Origin of the sequence: Campylobacter sp. BCW_6461, assembly GCF_001762735.1 — a bacterium.
Lineage (GTDB): Bacteria > Campylobacterota > Campylobacteria > Campylobacterales > Campylobacteraceae > Campylobacter_D > Campylobacter_D jejuni.
In genome coordinates this window covers 12,490-32,879 of sequence record NZ_MJXJ01000002.1, presented here as the reverse complement: position 1 = coordinate 32,879, position 20,390 = coordinate 12,490, and the positions used below count along the sequence as shown (strand labels likewise).

Below are 20,390 nucleotides of genomic sequence, written 5' to 3'. Positions count from 1 at the left end.
GCGAGGCTCATTAAGGAAGTGCAAATGAATAAAAACAATAATTGCGTCATAAAAGTTAGCAAAGATGATAAAATAATTTTAGAATATATAAAATCAGAAACAAATGCATCATATAGTAAAATAATATCTATTTTATTAAAAAAGTTTAATTCTTGTGATACAGATGAGAAGAATAAAATCAATGATGAGATATCTAAAAATAAATTTTATACAAGTGATGAAAATAAAATAATCAAACTAAAACTTACAGAAAATGAAGTAAATATTTTAAAAGAAATCTCTAAAAATACAGGATTTTCAAGTATTACAAAACAAGCAAAATTTTTGCTATTAAACTCCATAAAAAATGAAAAACTTTTTACTAATATAGAAATAGATGAGTTTATAAAAACAAGAACAGAAATCAATGCAATAGGTAAAAATATATATCAATTATTGAAGATTCTTAGAAGTGGAAATTCTGTCAAAATAAATGAAAATAATTTAAATAAAACTATGGATAATATTAGAGATAAAATTGATATATTATCCGATCAGCTTGGGGCTATAATAGAAAAAAATAATGAAAGAATTTAATGTCGCGTAGTATAAGAATATTTGATGATGAAATAATTGCTAAAAAAGTTTTTACTAAAATAGAAAATGCTTCAAAGCTACCACTAAATTACATCAATAAAAATAGAGATAAATACACCAAAGATATAAAAACAGGTAAGCTTATTAGTAAAAATATGTTTAGAAAAAATACAGAAGTCGTTGTAAAAATTACTTCAGGTTCTAAAAATTCTCAAGCACTTTCAAAACATCTTGATTATATTTCTCGTGATGGAAATGTAGAATTGATTACAAACGATTTTGATAGATATGCGGGAGAAGATGAGATTTTAGAAGTTAAAAGAATTTTTAAAAATGAAGGATCTCCTATTCCATTATATAAGGAAGGTGCTAAAGAAAAAAGACATACCATTAATATGGTTTTTTCCATGAAAGAACATTCTACAACACCAAAAGAAAAATTACAACAAGCTGTAATTACTACTTTAAAAAGAATGTATCCAAATAATTTTTTTGTAGTTGCTTTTCATAATGATACTGATAATCCGCATTGCCATGTTTGCTTGAAAGTTGCGGATAAAAATGGCAAAAGAATTAATCCAAAAAAAGCAGATTTAGCAAATTTAAGAGCAGAATTTGCAAAAGCATTAAATGAGTTAGGAGTTGAAGCAAAGGCTACAAATAAAAAGCAAAGAGAAGTAGAAATAAATCAAGAATTTTCAGTTAAATTAAATGCAAATAATGAGATTAATCAAGCACCAAAAATAAAAATGCACTATTATCAAGTTATGGATTTCGGAGAAGCAAACTATCAATTTAGCACAGATAAAAATGCCAAAAAAAGTTATTATGTGAGTTATAAAACCAAAAAAGGAATAACTACAATTTGGGGACAAGATTTAGAAAGGGTTGTAAGAGAAAATAAAGTTTTAAGGGGTGAATATGCAAGATTTAAAATAGTAGGGCAAGAAGAATATGAGATAAAAAGAAAGGCAAAAATTAATAACAAGTGGCAAGAAGTTGTTAAAACACTTAAAAAACCTATTTGGGAAGTATCAGTAATAGGTAGAGAGAAAGATTTAAAACAGATCAACAAAGCCAAAACAACAAAAAAATATAAAATTATACAAGATAAAGGAGTGAATAATGAGAGAGATTATACAAAACAATATAGACAGAGAATCTTACAAGAGCTCGGTAATAAATCAACTATCCGAAGAGAAACTGCCCAAGAAAGAAACTCTATGCGAATATTGTCCAAACAGCCTGTGGTTCATAACACAAAACGAACTCAAATGCTTTTGCACATCAATGCACTCAATCAGTTACAGCAAGGAGAGCGAGGACGATCCGATAATATCTTGCGATGGACAAGTGCTAGGAATAATGAGATTAAAAGAGATGGATAAAATTATATAGGAGTAAGAAATAATGAGACAGGCATTTTATACAAGTAAATTTTATATCTCTAAAAAAAGCGAAAAAGAAGTTTGTTTTAAATTGAATTTTGAAATAGAGATAAGTGGAGGAGGTGAAAAAATTTATAAAGTTGAAATAAGAGCGTTTGTGGATTATCAATATTTAAAAAATGGAAATAATATTACTCCAAATATTCACAAAAATCAAAATGATTGGTGGTTAAGTTACGAGTGTGATAGGTGGAGTTTTCATTCTTCTATAGCAATTCGCGATGAATATCAATCTTTAGGCATAGGAACATTTTTAATTAATAAAATGCTAGAAATTGCTTTAAAGTATGTGCCAACAGCAAGACTTAGCGGAACATTAAGTGCTGTGGATGAAGAAATCTTGGAAAATCACATAAGAAGAGATAAGTTATATAAAAATTTGGGTTTTATATTTAATGAAGATAATACAGGATTTAGTATAGAGCAAATTGGTGATTTAAAGATAAGGAAAGATTTTGATTATATTCAAGAAGTTCATATTCTTAATATGTGTTATCAGCTAAGCAATTTACAGCACGAAAAAGAAGGCTGTATTCGACAATTAGAATCCCATAAAGACGATATGCGCAAATTAAATAAAGAGAATGCTGCTCTTCGCACAAGAAATAAATTTATACTTTGCTTTTGTATAGCATTAATTTTCTTAATTGTTTGTTTAATAAAATAAAAGCAAAAATTAATTGCCATTTTTATTTTTATTAATAAAAACAGACGAAAGGATGTCAATATGCTCCAACAAACCTTTTTTAATTTGAGTTTCTGGAATTCTCATTGGATCTAATTGAACAATAATTCCTTCTTTTCTGGCGTGCTTAACAGCAGGGATAAAATCACTATCTGCTGTGATTAAAATTATTTTTTCGGCGTGATGTTTATTTGCTAAAGTTGCAATATCAAGCCCTATTTTCATATCGACACCCTTTTGTTTAATGTCTAAAACGAAATCTTCGCTTGTAAGCTCACAAATGTCTATTTCTTTGCGTAGAATTTTTCTAAATTTATCATAATCTCTAAATTTCCATTGAAACGAATTTTCATCGATTTCACCTAATCTTACAGCAAAATAAGGTTGCTTTCTTAGGTGATTTAAAAGTTCGCTTCTAAATTTGTATGTTGTAGTTTTGCTTAAGTTCTTAGATTTATCAGTTTTTTCTATGGGAGGCATAGGAACATTTTTATCTAATGGTTCGCAATCGTAAATATAAACTCTATGCAAATAATCTTCATTTCTTCTAAGGGTTTCCCATACATAGTCTTTTAATCTCTTAGCCAATTCTTTAGCCTCCATTGTTTTAATACTCTTGTGAGTATTATATCTTTCAAGAAAAAAAGAGAGATCTACAAGAACTGCAGTCTTTTTAGGCTGAATAATTGAAAATTCCATATTTGGATTGCTTGAATTCATTGTTGCGTAGTCCTAATTTATTAAATTGGAAGCACAAAGAGTCGTCAATTTAAAAATATGATGCTAAAAAGACCCCTCTATGTGCTAATGATGGCGGAATTATATCATAAAAATATTAATGAGAGCTTTAGCTGGTTTAGATAAGCAATTCTCTGTCTTTCAAAATCTTATTGTGCTTATTTAAATCTTCTAAAATCTTTGCAGATTTTGGCACAAAATCACTTTTGTAATTTTTTTGCTTACTCATTTTTTCTATTTCATCCATGATAATGCGATTATCTTCTCTTAATGCCTCTAAATAGTCCTTTCTTTTGTATTTTGGAGTGTTATCCCCTGTAATGCTTTTTAGCTCCACAATTTCTTTTTCAAGATTTTCTATCTTATTTTTATTGAGTTGAGTAAATTTTTCTAAGTCATTATAAAAATTGTTTAATCTCTTTACAAAACCACCAAAATTTACATAACTTTCCAATTTAAAAAAAGTTTTTTCATCTCTTTTATAAATCAAATTTTCAGGCTCGATTATTGTTTTACCATCAGTAGTACTCACATAAAAATTAAGAGTGTTTAAATCTGTTCTTTCTCCGCTTATAAGCAGTCCTTTAAACTCTAAAACCTTATATTCTTTTTGATAGTCATCAGCTATTGTTTTAACAATCTTTTCAAAATTTCTTTCAAGTTCTGCTTGTCTGCTTTTGTTTAAATCGCTTGTATCATTTTTAAAGACAATGAAATCTTTTTCATCATCATTAATGTAATACTTTCCTTGAAAATGCTCGCTATTGTTTTCTTTAATGATTGAATTTAAAATTTCCATTTTAGCTATATCTTTTTTTAGTAGTTCAATCTTTGAAAGATTAGTTATAAGACTTTCTTCATTATTGTGTATTTGTCTTTTATAACCACTATAAAGCATTTCTTCTTGTCTTAGATCACTATTTAATTGCACCTGTAGTAAAATGAGTGGATTGCCTGTTGCTTCTGCTTTCATTTCTGCAGCATCAGCTGCACCACTTGTAACATCTTCTAAGGTTCTTACATCAGCACCAGCTTTTCTAAATTGTTCTATGGATCTTGCTTTGCTTTCAATGACTTGCCACATTCTAGCATCATAGGTTCTTTCAGTTGCATATCTAAACTCTTTTACTCTAAAGTTTTGTGGATCTCTCATAAAGAGTTCATTGCCTTGTCTTATAACCCTACCGCTTCTTTGTTCTAAATCGCTCGGACGCCAAGGGCAATCTAAATGGTGTAAGGCTACAATTCTTTTTTGCACATTTGTTCCAGCACCCATTTTTTGCGTTGATCCAATTAAAATTCTAGCTTTTCCTGAGTTCATATCTGCAAAAAGCTGTCCTTTTTGTAAGTCTGTTTTTGCATCGTGAATGAAACGAATTTCATTTTGTGGAATACCTTTTGCGACAAGTTTTTTTAAGATATCAGTATATACATCAAATTTTGCTTGTTCTGCTAAGAGTTCATCAAGGCTTTTGCTATTCTCTTCTTCTGTTTGTTCTATTGTTTCATTAATATTGACAAATTCTTCTTTATTTAAATTTGGTGTAGCAATATTGCCATTTAGAGCAACTTTTTGTGAGTGTTGTTTTGGAGTGGATAAATCACAAAATATTAATTGTGTGCCTTTATCATCATTCCAAGCATTATACTCATTAAAAACATTTTCAATAAGCTTATTAATTTTAGAATTTGCATAATCATCACAATGTGGATTAATAAGTCTAAAATCAAGTCCAGCTTTTCTAGCATCTGTGGTACAAGCAAGTAAGTTATTTCTAGTAATATCATCTTGTTGATGCTCCATTCTCCACACAATAGAGCCTTCATTCCATCTTCCATTTTCATCTTGAATGCCTATAAATTCTGCTATTTCTTTACTTCTAGGAGCAACGATATTAATAGGTTTGTCATTGTAAAGCTTTGGCACGAAATCTTTTTGATATTTCATAATATCATTATTTGTTACAATATCAGCCACACTTTTATACATGGTAGAAAGTTCAGGAACATTTTTGAATTTGTTAAATCTTGCAACGATTTTATAATTTATTCCAGAACTATCAAGCTCCCAAGCGTTTGTAACTTCTCCAAAAGTAGAAGCCCAAGAATCAAAAGCTTGTATCCCTTTTTCTTTTAAGATATTTGGTTGTATGTATCTTTGCAAAGTATAAAGCTCTGTAATTGAATTGCTTATAGGCGTTCCTGTTAAAAAATAGAGTTTTTTATTTTGCTCGTGAATATATTGTGTTTTAGAATAAAGATCATAGGCTTTTTGTGAGCCTTTTAAATTGCCAAGACCACTTATATCACCCATTGAAGTTGTAATGAGTAAATTTTTAAACTCATGTGCTTCATCAATAATTAATGCATCAATTCCTAATTCTGAAAAATCTATCGCTTTAGATTTTTTATGTGTAGTTTGCAAATCACTCAATTTCACCTTAAAATTTTCAATGCGTTTTTCTAAGTCTTTTACAGAATATCGCATAACATTATCATCGTTTTGTTTTTTTTCTAATGTTTGTTCTAAGATATTAATATCTTCTTCATATTGTTTTTTGATAACTTCATAAGGTGCGGGGATTAATTTAAATTGCGAGTGTGTCATAATGATGGCATCAAAATTATTTGTTGTAATTTTGGAAAAAAACTTTTCTCTATTATCTTTTTTTAAATCATCATTTGTAGCAACTAAAATGTTTGCATTTGTATAGGCGTGATAAAACTCATCATTCCATTGTCTTGCTAAATGATTAGGGACTACAATTAAGGGTTTATTTAAAAGCCCCATTCTTTTTTGCTCCATCACAGAGCAAATTGCCACTAAAGTTTTTCCAGCACCTACTTGATGATCAAAAATAATACTATTTTCTTGAATAGCCCTATATATAGCATTTTTTTGGTGTTTTTTGAGTTTGATATTGGCATTGAAATTTGGAAGTTCTAAATGCTCTCCATTGTATCGTGGTTCTATATTTGTATTAAACCTTTCATTATAGATATTTTCCAAATCTGTGCGTCTATCATAGTCTTTATAAATCCATTCTATAAATTCATTTTTTAAATTTTCTAATTTAGAATTAGCGATTGCAGTTTCTTTAGGATTTAATTCTCTGATTTCTTTTCCTGATGGATCTAGTTTTTTATCATAAATGCGAATAGGCTTTCTTAATAATCCATGCTCCAACAAATCAAAGCAACCTATTCTTTCTGTGGCATATTCTGAACGAATATAAGAACTTAAAGAATAGCCAAAACCTTTAAGACTCCATTCGCCTGTTTTTTCCATTAAAAATAAATCATAATCTTTAGGAGTAATTTGTAAGGTTTCTTCTATAAATTGTTTGTAATATTTTATAGGTATCCATGTTGTCCCTAAGCTTATTGAAATATCAACCGCTTTTAAATCTTTAGGCAAGACTTGTTCTAAGCTTTCTAAATTATTAACAAATTCATTAAAGCCATCTTCTACTAATTTTTTTACTTCTTTATGCTTTGCTTTAACATTGCCAGAAAGATATTTTTCAGCCAAAACATAATTTGCAGGATTTTTGTGATCTTTAAAGATTAATCTATCTTGCTCTAAAGATTTAAGGGTTTCTTCTAAAGGCTGATTTAAATTCGTTTCTAAAAATTTTAAATCAATTCTCCCATATTCATTGATACTAGCAATTAATGCTTCTTTTGGAGTCGAGATTTTAATTTCTTTTTGTGCATTTATAGTTCTTTTGAAAAAAATATCTGCTTTTGTTGCACTTGGTGCAATAGGATCTATACCTTCTTTTAAAGCTACACTTTTTGAAATACCACTGCTATAATTTTTTTCTAGTGCTAAAATTTTGTTTGCTTCTACATCTTCTCTAAAGGCTTTTTTATTTGCATCTCTATTTAAATATCCTTCTTTGGCTACAAATTCATCATAAAGCTTGTTTAGAGATTTTCTTTGATTTTCTACTAAAAGATCGTTAGATTCATTTTTTTCATATTCAATAAGAGTGTTAAATTGATCTCTAAGAGCAATGAGTTTTTTAATTCTTCTTGTATCGTGTTCATTTAAAACAGGTTTTGAAAAGACTAACTCATCATCGCTTCTGATTTTCATGTAAATTTCATTATTGTATTCAAAATAATTTCCATCTTTTAACTTACTTAGAGTTTTGCTATATTTTTCGTATTCAGGCGATTCTCTATCAATCCTGTAATAAGATAGCTTGATTTTTGTTTCTTGATATTTATAAATGTTTTTAGGTAAGGTTTTTGTAAAATTTTCTAAAGCGATTTTTAAATCTCTTCCATCATCTAAGCATTCTAAACTATAACCATATTGAGAGCTTTTAATATTCATTTTTCCTAAGATATTTTGTGGATTATTTTTAAAATACTCATTTATTCTAAAGTCATTAAAAACATCAGGGTGCATACCTCTTTTTTCAGCTTCATCAAAACGATCGTCATAGTATTCTACGCTTTCCAGCCAAGATTTATCTATATTTAAATCTTTACCTTTTTTAAAAAAGATAATATCGGTAGTAACTTCTGTATTAGCTCGTTTTTTAAAAGCATTATTTGGCAATCTTACAGCACCTAAAAATGTTGCTTGTTCGGCTATATAATTTCTTATTGTGCTATTTTTAGAATCTAAAAAATAACTTGATACTACAAAAGCAGCAATTCCATCTTCTTTTAAATTTTTAATTGCGTTACCGATAAAATAATTATGCACACTTGTTTTATTAAGTGTAGTATCATTTAAATCTAAAATCTTTTTTTGACCAAAAGGTGGATTACCTATAAAAGCATCGTATGGCTTATCAAATAAATGGTGCTGAAATGCTTTATTATAAATTGTTTGATTTGGGTGTAAATGCTTTAATATATTTGCACTTATAGTATCAAGCTCTACGCAAGTAAAATGATATTTATCGCTATAATTTTTTGCATAAGACAAAAAAGAGCCTATACCTGCACTTGGCTCAAATATTTCTTTGGTGTGACCATCATTATTAAATCCTAACTGATTAAGCCCTTGATAAATTGTATCGATAATAATTTTTGGAGTGTAAAAAGCATCTAAAGTTGAAGTTTTTGCCTTTTCATATTCTGCATAATCAAGTGTGCTAATAAGTTCTTTAAATTCTTTTTCCCATTCTTTATTCTGATGATCAAAAGCTTGAGGAATACCGCCCCATCCTGAAAATTTATTTAGAATTTCTTGTTCTTGTTTGGTAGCGTAGCGATTTTCTTGTTCAATAGTTTTTGAAAGTTTAATGGCTTGGAGGTTTTTTTGAAATCTATCTTTTAAAGAGCCAAGATAGATTTCATCATCGCTTATAAAATCTAATTTTTGCCCAGATTTGAGGCTTCTTCTTTCATATCCATCATTTCTTGTTGCAGTTTCCAATACTGATTGTTGATTGTAGCTTCTTGCAGCATCTGTTCCTTGTCTTTCATCATCATTTCTTGAAATAAAGGAGAATAAATTTGGGGTTCTATCGCTATGTATTGATTGAGATTTATTTGCTCTTCTGCTAGTATCTCCATATCTGTTAGCCCCTGTTCTCTCTTCTTGTCTGCTTCTTTGCTCTCCAAGATTGCTAATTCCATTTGTGTTTGTGGCAATGCTAGTGTCATTAGATCTGACATTCCTAGATTCTTGATTGTGTTCGGATAAAACTCTGCCCATCTCTCTAGTATTATCAAGCTGTATTGTGGAATTTTCTTGTCTATCCACGCTTGGTGTATTTGATGAAATGCTAGTTCGTTCAATATTGTCTGTAACTTCTCTATGTTCGGATAATTCTCTATTTTGTTGCTCATTTTCTTCTCCTTGTGAAAATTCTAATTCGATTAGATCAAATAAACTTCGACCGCCATAATCTTTTTCATCTTCAATTTGTCTTTTTGTTTTTTTACTCATTTGTATCCTTGTAATTTTTGTTTTTTGCAAGGATATTTTAACATTTTTAACTATTAATATTTAAAGCTCGTGCCTCTTTTAAGATTAATTTTCTTATATAAGTACCATATTCACTTACTAAATCTAAATCCATTAATTTTTTCAAAATTTCCATTTCTTGTTCATTAAGTCTGCAAACTACTAAATTGTCTCTTCTTAGTTTTTGATCTATAGTTTTTCTTCCAGCTGACTTTTTATCAGCTTTACTATATGTTTTTTGAGAGCTTGTTTCAGAGTTTAAAGCTTCTGCTATTGTAAAGGGTTTTTTTTCCATTATTATTTATCCTTTCTAATAAAATCTAAAAGTCTTTGATACTCATTGAAAAAATTTGTATAACTTAATCTTGAAAGATTGTTTTCATTATAAAGTTCAGTAAAAGAAGCTCCACTACTCATAGAATTTTCAATTATCTTTGAAAATTTAAAGAAAAAGAGATTTAAATCTGTAAAATTGCTTTCAAGAGTTTCACAAATTTGCCTTTTCTCTTTCTCATCTCTATAATCTGTAACCAAGATACAAACTCTATCATCATTACCTATTTCATTTAAAGTTTCCAATGTTCTAAGTAAAGAATTGTAATTACTCGTGCAAGGAATAATAATCTTATTACTTTCTTTAATAATATCTAATACCCCTTTTTCTACAAAACCACCAAAATCATAAACGCAATTATCTATTTTTTTTGGAGTCGGTAAAATTTTTGCTTTTTCAGGATAAATCTTTTCTATAATAGAATTGTCATTGCTTTGTAAAAAATATTCCAGATCTTTAGCAATTGAAAAAGCAAAAGGAGTTTTTCCAACACCACCTTTTTTATTTACAACAGATATTATCATAAAAAAACCTTTTTTATATTTTTGTATAATATTATATACTAATATTTATTAATAAGAACTAAAAATAAATATTAGTTATTTTCGATTTAATATTTTCATAAACATCTTTTTCAATTTCTCTATCTTCTTTATGGTTAATTGCAACTTTATACCATTCTTTGTAGCATTTTTCACAATAACAGCTATATAAAACACAAATCATATATCCATCATTGCTTAATCTTCTATTACAACTATCGCAAATGCCATAACCTCCAATTTTTAAAATTTCTTGTTTATTTAGTCTTAAGATTTTAAATTCTTTATTATTATCCATCTCTAGCATTTTATTACTCTCCTATCTTTTTCAAGATTAGCTCTTGATTTGTTTTTAAAATATTTCTTCTCTCTTTCTCTTTCTGCATTTCTTCTAATTCTTTTGCTATTTTCTTTTTAAAAAGATTAATGTAATATTTTTTGATTTTATCTATGAGTTCCTCATTAATTCTGCCTTTTTCATAATAAGAATTACATTTTAACAAAGCAAAAGTTTTGTATTCTAAAACATTAATTCCATCATAGTATTCCTGAAGCTTTAAAAGATCATCTTCTAATTCTTTTCTCAAAGAGTTGTTAAGTTTACTGATAAAATTATCATCATAATCCACTTCTTTTGCACACTTTTTTTCACCAATTAAATGAATAGTTAGCAAAAACCCGTTCACTAGAAAAAAACTAGATACAAAATAAGCATAGTAATTTTCTTCTTCTATAAAATAGGATAAAAATAGTGCAATAGCGATAGTTGAAAACAAGGCAAAAATTAACATAAGGATATTAACAACACGATTTATTCTCAAAAACAAAATTTTATCCACAATCTTTTTTGACAAATTTACTACTCTCATTTATCCTCCTTTAATATTTCTTTGCAACCTTCCTCATTACATCTTAACTCAAAAAAGGTATCGTTTTCTTTGTTTTGCAAAACAACTTCAATGTGTTTATCGCCATAAACAGCCATTACAAATCCATATTTGTTTTCATCAAAGCTTTTAATCTCTTTTCCTTTTAAATAAATAGAAATCTTTTTATCATTTTTTAATACAAGTCCTTGATCCGAAAAGAATTTAATATTTATTTCATTTTGAAAAGTAAAAAAGGCAATAAGCATTAAAAGAAAAATAGAACTTATCGATACAAAAATAATATTTGCTGTAGCAAATAGAGTTTCAAGCTCGGTTTTATTCTCGTTAGAATCATTCAAAATTCTTTTTATATTAATAACACCAAAATAAATAAGTGCAATTCCAAGAATAAAAGATAAGATACCAAAATCATCTTTAACACTACTAAATAAAAACCATAAGCCTGATAAAAAACATATTGCGTATGCTACTATTGTAATTTTTTTCATCTTTGATTTACACTCCATGAAAGACCATTAATAATGATTAAAAATATAAAATAAGAGCCATAAAGGTTTTTTAAACTTATATCAATATTAAAAATATAAAAAACCGCGACAAATATAGGCATTATAAATAATGAGAGAGATAAAACATTAGATAATCCCCAAACAGCACAAATAGCTATAGTAAATACTATTAAAAGAGTTGTAATTGGAAAAAATACTATATTATCTTCGCCTACAAAATTTGCAAAATTACCACATATGAAATCTAAATTAGAAAAAATAAATTTTACAAATTCCCAAATTTCATTTTTAAAAATGCAAATTAAAGCGATAATTGCTATAAAAATTGCATAAGAAAATATTTCTTTTTTAGTTATTTTTTTTTCATAAATCATTTTTGCTCCTCATCTTTTGTAAAAATTTTTATATATAATTATATAATATTATTTATTAAAATTAAATTAAATTAATTAATATATATTTACATTTATTAATGTTATACATTTATTAATCTTATAGTAGATATAGAGTGTTTTTCAAATATCAGTTTTTATAAAATCTTTTTCATTTATTCCATAATATTGCAATTCTTTTTCATATTCTGCATTTTGAAAAAAATCAATTATTGGTTTTTCGCAAAAATACACATTAATCAATCTTTTTTCTTTTTCATTGATTATCCTAATATATTGAAAATTTTTCTCTAAAAAAAATTTATCATTTTCTCCTATAATAGCATTTTCGTAAAGATACTTTATTAAACCCTGTGCAAAATCATTATCTCTTTTATTTGAAAAATTTTCATTATAGTTTTTTATCACTTTTTCTAAGCTAGAACGCATAAAAAACCTTTCTATTTTTTCTCGAGCAATTAGGACATTTGAAAATAAATTTTTCATTCGGCTGAATTGTTCTTGATTTGACTGCTTCATCAATTCCTCGCAGTTCTCGCTCGACATCGCCAACGCTTCTTTGAGCAGACTGTTTTCCAGCTCTGTCCGGCTCTGTCGGTTTAACTCTTGAAGCTGCTCTCTTGGACTGCTCTGCTTCTGCTGTTCGTGCATTTCTCTCAAACTCATGCTCCATACTCTCCTTTCCAAAATCCATATTGTAGTATTTTTCCAGCTTGTTATCCCTGATTTTACAAGCCTTTTCTCCTGCCTGTTCCCTGGCTAAGTCGGTATATGTGATGTACTTGTGGCTGTCCTGCCAGTCCACCCCGTACCCTCTTTCATTCATCAGCCGGATAAAGGTTTCCCGGCTGGTCGCTGTTTCCTTACAATCCAGCACCGCAAGGGCAATATCCTGCACATAGCTTTTGACCTTTCCCTGCTCTGCCTGTTTCAAAAGCTGGTAGGTGTCTTTGCTCCATGCCACCGTTTCTTCCCGGACTTCTCCAGCAAATGTCTTTCCTTTCTCCGGCACATGCAAGCCCTGTTCCCAGCTCTGCTCGTTGCACCGTTCCTTTAAGTCTTTAAGGTCGTGCTTACTCAGAGGGTAATTTAGGGTATAACAAAATAACCCACCCGAATATCGTTTTTTTTATTTGGTGAGTTTGTTCTTTCAAATACGAAACAAAAAGAGCCGATGATTCGTGAATTGTTCCACAATTTCATCGGCTCTGCGTCTTAAGCGTCTGGCTCTTTGATGACAGTTATCTTCAAGTTGTCAACTTTAATCAATCTTTCTTGTCTGCATTTTGGACAATAAAGGGGATAATTCTCCAAAACAGTGTCCTTCCTAATTTTATTACGGGTTTTGCTCCCACAAACAGGACACAATATCCATTCGCATTTCATCATAATTAGTCTCTAATCCTTTCAAATCTCATTTTATATGACTTTTGCAAGCTGTTAAGCTAACTTGTGGAACATATGCCGAACCTTATCTATACGGCTATTCGGGCGGCGGGGTTGGCAAATAAATTTACCAATAGCTGGCTGGTATCCTTTTAACTCTGTCAAGCAGACTCCCTGCCCATTTGTGAAATAAGTTAAATCGTTCCTGTATTCTTGAATACATCTAGCAGGGATTTCTCCTTTCAGAATGACCTCGTCATTCTTTATCTGAGTACTTACAATATCTGCACAATACCTTGGAGCATCATGATACGCCCGTGAGAGATATTCCTGCGGTGCATAAATTTCAAAGTGGAGATATGGCTCTAATAGTTCTGTCCCTGCTTTTTTTAAAGCCTGCTCCAATACGATAGGGGAAAGCAGCCGAAAGTCTGCGGGGGTACTTACAGGACTATAATACAATCCATATTCAAAACAGATTTTACAGTCTGTCACTTTCCATCCATACAGCCCCTGCTCGCAGCCATAAAGAACCCCCTCCATAACCGCATTTTGGAACGATTGATTTAAATATCCAAGTGAAACTCTGCTTTCATACTGCACTCCGCTTCCAATAGGGAGCGGCTCTATGGACAACCCGACAGAAGCCCAGAAAGGATTTGGCGGGACTTCTATGTGGATGGTATATTCTGCTTTTCTAAGCGGTCTTTCCATATATATAACAGTAGGCTCTTTTATTTCTGCCTCCACATGATATTTTTCCTCAAGGATGGCACAAATGACTTCCATCTGCACATTCCCCAAAAAAGAAAGTATAATCTCATGCGTTGTAGTATCCACATAATATTTTAAAAGAGGGTCGCAATCTGAAATTTCTGTAAGTGCCCCAAGCAATATTTCCCGCTGTTCAGATTTCTTTACTGCAATCGTTGTTTGGATCATAGGGAGAGGATTTTCAATAAATTTTCTCTGCGGCAACAGTATTTCGTTCCCCAAAATACTGTTTAGCTGCAAAACATCATTTGGTAAAATTACAATATCACCAGAGCAGGCTGTATCGGATGAATATAATTCACCGTTTGTCGGAACATACATCTCTGTGATTTTTATTTTCTCTTTTTCAGATATTCTAATAACATCCCTCAAATGCAATGTTCCGCTATATATACGCACATAAACAAAACGCCGCCTTTTCTCTGAATATTCAATCTTAAAAACCTGCCCGCATAGTTCAGATTGACCTTCAGGCGTTGATGAATAAAATTTACTGGCAATTACTTCTATAAGCTGCCGAGTCCCCAGATTGTTTTTAGCGCTTCCGTGATAAACGGGAAATAACGTTCCGTTTTGGAATCTCCTGTTTTCTTCCTGTTCCAGTTCTGACATTTTAAACGGTTTCCCTGACATATATTTCTCTAATAGTTCATCGTTTCCCATAATTACCGCATCCCACTGTTCCATATCGTCATTGTCCGTTACATTTATATGGGGATGCTGCCCAACCTTTTGCTTCACTATAATTTCCGAAGAAAGCTTTGCTTTCATTTCCCGATATACCATTGGCAAATCAATCCCCTCTTGGTCAATTTTATTGATGAAAAAAATTGTCGGAATCTTCATTATCTGTAGTGCATGAAACAGTATACGGGTCTGTGCCTGTATGCCATCCTTTGCAGAAACTAATAATACTGCTCCGTCTAATACGGATAAAGAACGGTATACTTCCGCCAAAAAATCCATATGGCCTGGCGTATCTATAATGTTGACTTTTACATCCTCCCACTGAAAAGATGTCACTGCTGTCTGGATAGTGATTCCCCTTTGACGCTCCAAATTCATTGTATCTGTCCTTGTTGTGCCTTCATCTACGCTCCCTAGTTCTGCAATTGCACCACTGGTATACAATAAACTTTCCGTTAATGTTGTCTTTCCTGCGTCAACGTGAGCCAGAATGCCTAAGTTAATTATTTTCATGTGATTTTATTCCTATCAACACCCAAAAAAGGGCATAAAAATACCCAGTGATAAATACTCCTATCACTGGGTAAATAACTCCAATAGCCCCAAAACACTTATATGTTTTCGGGCATATAAAATTACATGATAAAAGTATTCTTAAACTGGGTACAAAAAACTAAGCCCCATATTAAAAGTGAAACGGGACTGCCACTTTTTGTTCCCACTATCAAATTGACAGTTTATTTAAGAATACCTTGCCGCATATTTATTAACTCCTTGTATAATACTGAATCTAATTATATTCCTTAACCCTTTATTTGTCAAGCTGACAAACTAAAGCAGAAAAAGCGGCAGGATTTCCCCCTGCCACTAATCATCTGTTTATGCAAAAATAATTTCCAAGTTTTACTTCTGTAAAAATAAAATGTTCTTCATCGTTTTCGCAATAAAAAACAATATTAGAATACTCATTGGCTTTAAGTAGTAAATCTAAAATTTTCAAGTCTTCCTTTGAAATTTGTATGTGTAAATCTGTAATTTTGTTTGTATTCATTTTAACTCCTTGTATTTTTTAAACAGCTTTCAGGCTTTTTTCAACAAAATTTATAACTTCTTTATTTGCAAATTCATTATATTTTGCTTTGATTTCCTTAATTGCAAATTTATTTTTTCTTTTGAAAATTTCCAATGTATAAACTCCTCCTTCGTAATTTAAACTATAAATGGCACTTAAGCCGTCTTCAATTTCTCTTCTTCTTGTATAAACGCAATTTTTTTGCTCCATTCCGTGCAAGTAAAGTTCTTTATGCGTTTCTATTAGTTTAAATTCTTCTGGAAGTTTTAAATTGATAAAATCTTCTTTAATTTTAAGTTTTTTATTTTTTGGAATTTGTTTTTTTTCTAATTCTATCGTTAAAACATTATGTTCGTTTGTTATTCTATTTATAGAATTAATGTTAAGGTTAATTAAATTATTTGTTTCATAGCTTAATTTAATATAATCATTTATTAGTATATAAATTTCAAGAAATTCATTTTGATAGCTTTCTTTCTGTGGTTTTAATTTGTGATACAATAAAAATGAGGCAATATTAATAATTTTGTATTTTTTTCTTTTGTATTTTATTTTAATAAAATGCTCGTTGGCAAAATTATTATTAATAAAATCAATATAATCATATATTAATTTGTTATTCTCCAAAACAAATTTATACAATTTATTCTGTTCGTTTTTTGCAATAAAATTTAAAGAAATTGCAAAAGATAAAGCCAAGTGGATATCAAATTTATTTAGATTGAAATTAATTTTAGTATTTAATGATTTTTCTATAACTTCTTGAACGCTATGACAATTGATTAAAACATTAAAATCTATTCTTAAAAGCTTATATATTTCAAAAGAATGATTTTCTTTGATATTTTTAAAATCTTTGGCAATATAAGGATTTATTTTTTCTAAATAGTTAAAATAATAATTTTTTAAAATATTATTTTCTAATAAAAAAACAAGATTAAAACCCTTGCTTTGAATTTTTCTATATTTAAAGGTAATTAAGCTATTATCTTTTTGTATGATGAAATGTTTTTTATTATAAATGTTACTAATATCAAAACTTTTTCTATCCAATGAATTTATTTTAAAACTAAAAACAAGTTCTGTAAATGAAATTTCTTTATTTTTAAAATTTAATGCGTAAAAAATATTTTGATTAAATTCAAATTCACTATAAGAAAAGTCAAAATTTATATCTTTGACTTTTTCTAGTATTTTTTGAGCGAATTCAAAAGTTTTTTTATGTGTCAAAAATATTCCATTAGCTATGCTATATTTTTTTATAATAAAAATATAATCTTTTGGAATGCTTTTAATAAAAAGCAAAAAATTTTCATCTTTTAACCATTCTTTTAAGGTTGTATTTTTAGTATTTTCAAAATCTAAAAACTCATAGCCATTAAGCAACAAGCATTGATTATATTTATTTTTTTCTTCCATAATTTACCTCCTCTCAAAAAATATTTTTACATAATCATAAAATTCTTTATATTTGAAAAATATTATTTATTAATATTAATTAAAATAAATTAATATTTATTAATATTATACATTTATTATTTTAGGTTTTCCATTATCGTCATAATACATAGCCTTGCAACCTTGTTTAAATTCACTACAACCCCACCACCAACTATTACCATTTTTACTTTTTATTCTTTGTAAAAATCCTTTATTGCATTGCGGACATTTATGAGTAGTATCGTTGCTTGCTTGTTTTGTTTCAAAGTTTGGTGTGCCTTTGTTATCAGGATAAATGGCTTTGCAACCTTGTTTAAATTCACTACAACCCCAAAAGTTTCCATATTTCCCTTTTCGTTTGGTTAAAAATCCTTTATTGCATTGCGGACATTGAATTTTTGGTTTGTTTTCATTATCTAGTATTTTAAACTCTTGATTTTTATCAATTCTTTGAATTTCGCTAATTACTTCTTTTGTGATTTCTTCTAAGAATTGTTCTCTTCTTAATTCTGATATTTCTATCATTTTTTGTTGCTCAAACCACAATGCTGTCATGTCAGGAGTAATAAGTGATTTTGGAGAAAGTTTAATTAAATCTCTACCTTTTTTAGTGGATTTGATAATTTGTTTTTTATCTTTACTTACTTCTATATACTCTCTTTCAATTAATGTTTTTATATGATTAGATCTTGTTGCAGGTGTTCCTATACCACCACTTTCACCTTTTTTGTCTTTGTCTTTTTCAATCAGTAATTTTTTAATTCTTTCATCAGACACATACTTTGCGACACTATTTAAATCTTTAAGTAGCGTTGTCATAGTGTAGTAAGGGCGTGGCTTTGTTTGCTTTTTTTCAATTTGTATCAAAGAGCATTTTGCAATATCACCATTTTTTAAGATAGATAAATCGTTTATATCGTTCTCATTATTTTCTTGTTCCTCTTCGCTATCTATATTTTGCCAAAGACTTCTAAAACCACTTTTTGTTGTCTTGTTTTGAGTAGCGGTAAAAATTCTTTGATTTACTTCTAAATTAATTGTAGTAGTTTGATATTCTCTAGGATGAAAGAATTGGATAATAAATCTTTTAGCGATTAGATTGTAAACGACTAATTCATCTTGAGTTAATTGCGATGAAATTTTATTTTGGGTAGGGATTATTCCATAGTGTGCTGAAATGTTAGCATCGTTAAAAGCCTTGCTTTTTATTGTTAAATCACTGCTATCAATGAGAGCTTGAATTTCATCATTAGAATTTAAATTTTCCTTTATAATATTTAAAATATTTGGTGCTTGTTCAAACATTGTTTCAGGTAAATATTGGCAATCTGATCTATTATAAGTTATAGCCTTGTGTTTTTCTCTTAAAATTTGAGTGATTTCTAATGTTTTATCAGGGCTAAAACCAAAAAGTTTTGCACATTCAGCTTGTAAAACAAGTAGATTATAAGGTAGCGGTGGATATTCCTTTTTGTTTTCTATTTTTAAATTAATTTTTGCATTTTGATTTTCACAAGATTCTTTGATCTCTTTAGCTAAATTTTCATCTAAAATTTTATCTTCTGTTTTCAATCTTGCTTTAATAGTATTATTGTTGATATTAAAATCACCTAGCAAAGAATAATAATTTATACTTTTAAAATTTTCAAATTCTTTATCTCTATTAACTATAAGAGCCAAAATAGGCGTTTGAACTCTACCTACGCTTAAAATGCCCTCATATCCATTTTTTCGTGCCATTATGGTATACGCCCTAGTAAGATTTATGCCTACTATCCAATCTGCTTGACTTCTTGCAAAACCTCTTTCGCTCATTCCTTTAAAATCTGCATTTGGCTTAATTTTTGCTATTTCTTCTTTTACTGCTTTTGGTGTTAAATCATTAATTAAAACCCTAAATACAGGTTTAGAAGTTTTGGAGTATTGAATAATTTCATCAACAAGAATTTGACCCTCATCATCTGCATCCCCACAATTTACAATAGAAGTAATCTTGTCGCTATGGATTAAATCGCAAATAATTTTTAATTGTTTTTTACTTTCTTTTTTGGGTAAATATTTAAATTCTTTAATGGGTAGTGGTAAGTCTTCAAGTTTCCACAACTTATATTTTTCATCATATTCTTCAGGTTTCGCAAGCTCTAGAATATGCCCAAAAGCCCAAGTAACAATATTATCACCTTTTTGTATATATCCTTCTCCGCTTTTATAATTGCCATCTAGTCCTTCTGCAATTGCTCTACCAAGTTCGGGTTTTTCTGCTATAAATAATTTCATTTTCACCTTTCTAGTTATTAATGCTATAATCTTCTTTTGTCCTCGATTTTTCTATAGTTTGATTTTTTGCAAAACTACTCATCTTGTCAAAAAAATAACTTTTATCTTTTTTTATTTCCTTTAAATCTTTTTCTATTAATCCACTTGTTCCTTCTTCTTGCATCATAAGTCTTTCAATTAATTTATGAGTTTTATGGGTATTTTCTTCTTTACTTAGCTCTTCAAATTCTTGTTTGCTGATATTTTTATTGAAATTATTAATATATTCTATGGTGTTTTTAATGATTTTTAAGCATTCTTCTTCATCTAATTGAGTATTTTTTTCGGTTTTATTCCAAGAATGATTTAAATCAAATTGTAAAACTTTTGTAATTTCTAGATTATTCGAAAATAAATCAATTTCTTTTTGATCTTTTGAGTTTAAATATAAATATTGAGGAGCTATATATCCATTATCTAATTCTTTAAAATCTACTTTTTGATTTTCTTTTAAGCCTATAAAACCGCAAAGCCATTGTCCTTTATCATTTGCCATTAAAAGATCATTCTCTTGTAATTTTTTTAGATTCGGATATTCAACTTTTATTATAATATATGGAATATTGCCTATTTGTCCTTCTTTTTTTTCAAGCTCTATATAATTTACTTTCATTTTTATTCCTTTTAATTTTGTTACTTATAATTACTATTAATAAATAATAATAA

Annotated in this window: 19 protein-coding genes; 3 read left to right on the top strand and 16 right to left on the bottom strand. The window is 28.9% G+C overall.

The annotated features are described in order from the left end of the window. The first annotated feature begins 24 nt into the window (after nucleotides 1–24). The 3 genes from AJ882_RS00185 to AJ882_RS00175 are packed head-to-tail and all read left to right on the top strand — an operon-like array spanning nucleotide 25 to nucleotide 2,691. Nucleotides 25–576 carry a hypothetical protein gene (locus AJ882_RS00185; protein ID WP_002779777.1) on the top strand — a complete coding sequence of 184 codons (552 nt, stop codon included), beginning with the start codon at nucleotides 25–27 and terminating at the stop codon, nucleotides 574–576. Beyond that, complete coding sequence (gene mobP1, locus AJ882_RS00180; RefSeq protein ID WP_002790553.1) at nucleotides 576–1,964, top strand: MobP1 family relaxase; 1,389 nt, start codon at nucleotides 576–578, stop codon at nucleotides 1,962–1,964. Before AJ882_RS00185 ends, mobP1 begins: the two co-directional genes overlap by 1 nt. Before the next feature lie 22 nt (nucleotides 1,965–1,986). Further along, entirely contained in the window at nucleotides 1,987–2,691 is a 705-nt protein-coding gene (locus AJ882_RS00175; RefSeq protein WP_002790552.1) for a GNAT family N-acetyltransferase, read from the top strand. A gap of 9 nt (nucleotides 2,692–2,700) precedes the next feature. On the opposite strand, the gene AJ882_RS00170 is transcribed toward AJ882_RS00175, so the two are convergent. From AJ882_RS00170 to AJ882_RS00100, 16 genes are all read right to left on the bottom strand, one after another. Next, nucleotides 2,701–3,312, bottom strand: coding sequence for an NYN domain-containing protein (locus tag AJ882_RS00170; protein ID WP_031263757.1), 612 nt, complete (start codon nucleotides 3,310–3,312; stop codon nucleotides 2,701–2,703). A 253-nt stretch (nucleotides 3,313–3,565) separates the two neighbouring features. After that, nucleotides 3,566–9,364 (bottom strand): SNF2-related protein, encoded by a 5,799-nt coding sequence (locus AJ882_RS00165; RefSeq protein ID WP_014517311.1) that lies wholly within the window; start codon nucleotides 9,362–9,364, stop codon nucleotides 3,566–3,568. A gap of 46 nt (nucleotides 9,365–9,410) precedes the next feature. Further along, entirely contained in the window at nucleotides 9,411–9,677 is a 267-nt protein-coding gene (locus AJ882_RS00160) for a hypothetical protein (RefSeq protein ID WP_002804244.1), read from the bottom strand. Nucleotides 9,678–9,679: 2 nt separating this feature from the next. Then, nucleotides 9,680–10,240, bottom strand: coding sequence for a hypothetical protein (locus AJ882_RS00155; protein ID WP_002790730.1), 561 nt, complete (start codon nucleotides 10,238–10,240; stop codon nucleotides 9,680–9,682). 58 nt (nucleotides 10,241–10,298) lie between these two features. Next, nucleotides 10,299–10,565 carry a hypothetical protein gene (locus AJ882_RS00150; protein WP_002779704.1) on the bottom strand — a complete coding sequence of 89 codons (267 nt, stop codon included), beginning with the start codon at nucleotides 10,563–10,565 and terminating at the stop codon, nucleotides 10,299–10,301. Between the two features lie 4 nt (nucleotides 10,566–10,569). Next, entirely contained in the window at nucleotides 10,570–11,127 is a 558-nt protein-coding gene (locus AJ882_RS00145) for a hypothetical protein (RefSeq protein WP_002779703.1), read from the bottom strand. Beyond that, nucleotides 11,124–11,636 carry a hypothetical protein gene (locus AJ882_RS00140; protein ID WP_002779702.1) on the bottom strand — a complete coding sequence of 171 codons (513 nt, stop codon included), beginning with the start codon at nucleotides 11,634–11,636 and terminating at the stop codon, nucleotides 11,124–11,126. Before AJ882_RS00140 ends, AJ882_RS00145 begins: the two co-directional genes overlap by 4 nt. After that, nucleotides 11,633–12,031, bottom strand: coding sequence for a hypothetical protein (locus tag AJ882_RS00135; RefSeq protein WP_002790713.1), 399 nt, complete (start codon nucleotides 12,029–12,031; stop codon nucleotides 11,633–11,635). Before AJ882_RS00135 ends, AJ882_RS00140 begins: the two co-directional genes overlap by 4 nt. A 141-nt stretch (nucleotides 12,032–12,172) precedes the next feature. After that, nucleotides 12,173–12,478: a hypothetical protein gene (locus AJ882_RS00130; protein WP_002790442.1), complete on the bottom strand. Its 306-nt coding sequence runs from the start codon at nucleotides 12,476–12,478 to the stop codon at nucleotides 12,173–12,175. Then, nucleotides 12,468–13,061, bottom strand: coding sequence for a relaxase/mobilization nuclease domain-containing protein (locus AJ882_RS09475; RefSeq protein WP_228761947.1), 594 nt, complete (start codon nucleotides 13,059–13,061; stop codon nucleotides 12,468–12,470). Before AJ882_RS09475 ends, AJ882_RS00130 begins: the two co-directional genes overlap by 11 nt. 203 nt (nucleotides 13,062–13,264) lie before the next feature. Further along, nucleotides 13,265–13,438, bottom strand: a complete 174-nt coding sequence (locus AJ882_RS09130) for a cysteine-rich KTR domain-containing protein (protein WP_002779755.1) — start codon at nucleotides 13,436–13,438, stop codon at nucleotides 13,265–13,267. 51 nt (nucleotides 13,439–13,489) lie between these two features. After that, nucleotides 13,490–15,409, bottom strand: a complete 1,920-nt coding sequence (tet(O), locus tag AJ882_RS00120) for a tetracycline resistance ribosomal protection protein Tet(O) (protein WP_002779752.1) — start codon at nucleotides 15,407–15,409, stop codon at nucleotides 13,490–13,492. 358 nt (nucleotides 15,410–15,767) lie between these two features. Next, entirely contained in the window at nucleotides 15,768–15,947 is a 180-nt protein-coding gene (locus AJ882_RS00115; RefSeq protein ID WP_002779751.1) for a hypothetical protein, read from the bottom strand. Between the two features lie 18 nt (nucleotides 15,948–15,965). Further along, entirely contained in the window at nucleotides 15,966–17,387 is a 1,422-nt protein-coding gene (locus tag AJ882_RS00110; RefSeq protein WP_002790581.1) for a hypothetical protein, read from the bottom strand. A gap of 105 nt (nucleotides 17,388–17,492) precedes the next feature. Then, entirely contained in the window at nucleotides 17,493–19,685 is a 2,193-nt protein-coding gene (locus AJ882_RS00105; protein WP_002779644.1) for a DNA topoisomerase 3, read from the bottom strand. Nucleotides 19,686–19,695: 10 nt separating this feature from the next. Then, nucleotides 19,696–20,337 (bottom strand): hypothetical protein, encoded by a 642-nt coding sequence (locus tag AJ882_RS00100; protein WP_002779643.1) that lies wholly within the window; start codon nucleotides 20,335–20,337, stop codon nucleotides 19,696–19,698. Between the last annotated feature and the right edge of the window lie 53 nt (nucleotides 20,338–20,390).

Coding starts and splice junctions, on each gene's coding strand:
- AJ882_RS00185 (WP_002779777.1), top strand. CDS start 25: ATGAATAAAAACAATAATTGCGTCATAAAAGTTAGCAAAGATGATAAA.
- mobP1 (WP_002790553.1), top strand. CDS start 576: ATGTCGCGTAGTATAAGAATATTTGATGATGAAATAATTGCTAAAAAA.
- AJ882_RS00175 (WP_002790552.1), top strand. CDS start 1,987: ATGAGACAGGCATTTTATACAAGTAAATTTTATATCTCTAAAAAAAGC.
- AJ882_RS00170 (WP_031263757.1), bottom strand. CDS start 3,312: ATGGAGGCTAAAGAATTGGCTAAGAGATTAAAAGACTATGTATGGGAA.
- AJ882_RS00165 (WP_014517311.1), bottom strand. CDS start 9,364: ATGAGTAAAAAAACAAAAAGACAAATTGAAGATGAAAAAGATTATGGC.
- AJ882_RS00160 (WP_002804244.1), bottom strand. CDS start 9,677: ATGGAAAAAAAACCCTTTACAATAGCAGAAGCTTTAAACTCTGAAACA.
- AJ882_RS00155 (WP_002790730.1), bottom strand. CDS start 10,240: ATGATAATATCTGTTGTAAATAAAAAAGGTGGTGTTGGAAAAACTCCT.
- AJ882_RS00150 (WP_002779704.1), bottom strand. CDS start 10,565: ATGCTAGAGATGGATAATAATAAAGAATTTAAAATCTTAAGACTAAAT.
- AJ882_RS00145 (WP_002779703.1), bottom strand. CDS start 11,127: ATGAGAGTAGTAAATTTGTCAAAAAAGATTGTGGATAAAATTTTGTTT.
- AJ882_RS00140 (WP_002779702.1), bottom strand. CDS start 11,636: ATGAAAAAAATTACAATAGTAGCATACGCAATATGTTTTTTATCAGGC.
- AJ882_RS00135 (WP_002790713.1), bottom strand. CDS start 12,031: ATGATTTATGAAAAAAAAATAACTAAAAAAGAAATATTTTCTTATGCA.
- AJ882_RS00130 (WP_002790442.1), bottom strand. CDS start 12,478: ATGCGTTCTAGCTTAGAAAAAGTGATAAAAAACTATAATGAAAATTTT.
- AJ882_RS09130 (WP_002779755.1), bottom strand. CDS start 13,438: ATGATGAAATGCGAATGGATATTGTGTCCTGTTTGTGGGAGCAAAACC.
- AJ882_RS00115 (WP_002779751.1), bottom strand. CDS start 15,947: ATGAATACAAACAAAATTACAGATTTACACATACAAATTTCAAAGGAA.
- AJ882_RS00110 (WP_002790581.1), bottom strand. CDS start 17,387: ATGGAAGAAAAAAATAAATATAATCAATGCTTGTTGCTTAATGGCTAT.
- AJ882_RS00105 (WP_002779644.1), bottom strand. CDS start 19,685: ATGAAATTATTTATAGCAGAAAAACCCGAACTTGGTAGAGCAATTGCA.
- AJ882_RS00100 (WP_002779643.1), bottom strand. CDS start 20,337: ATGAAAGTAAATTATATAGAGCTTGAAAAAAAAGAAGGACAAATAGGC.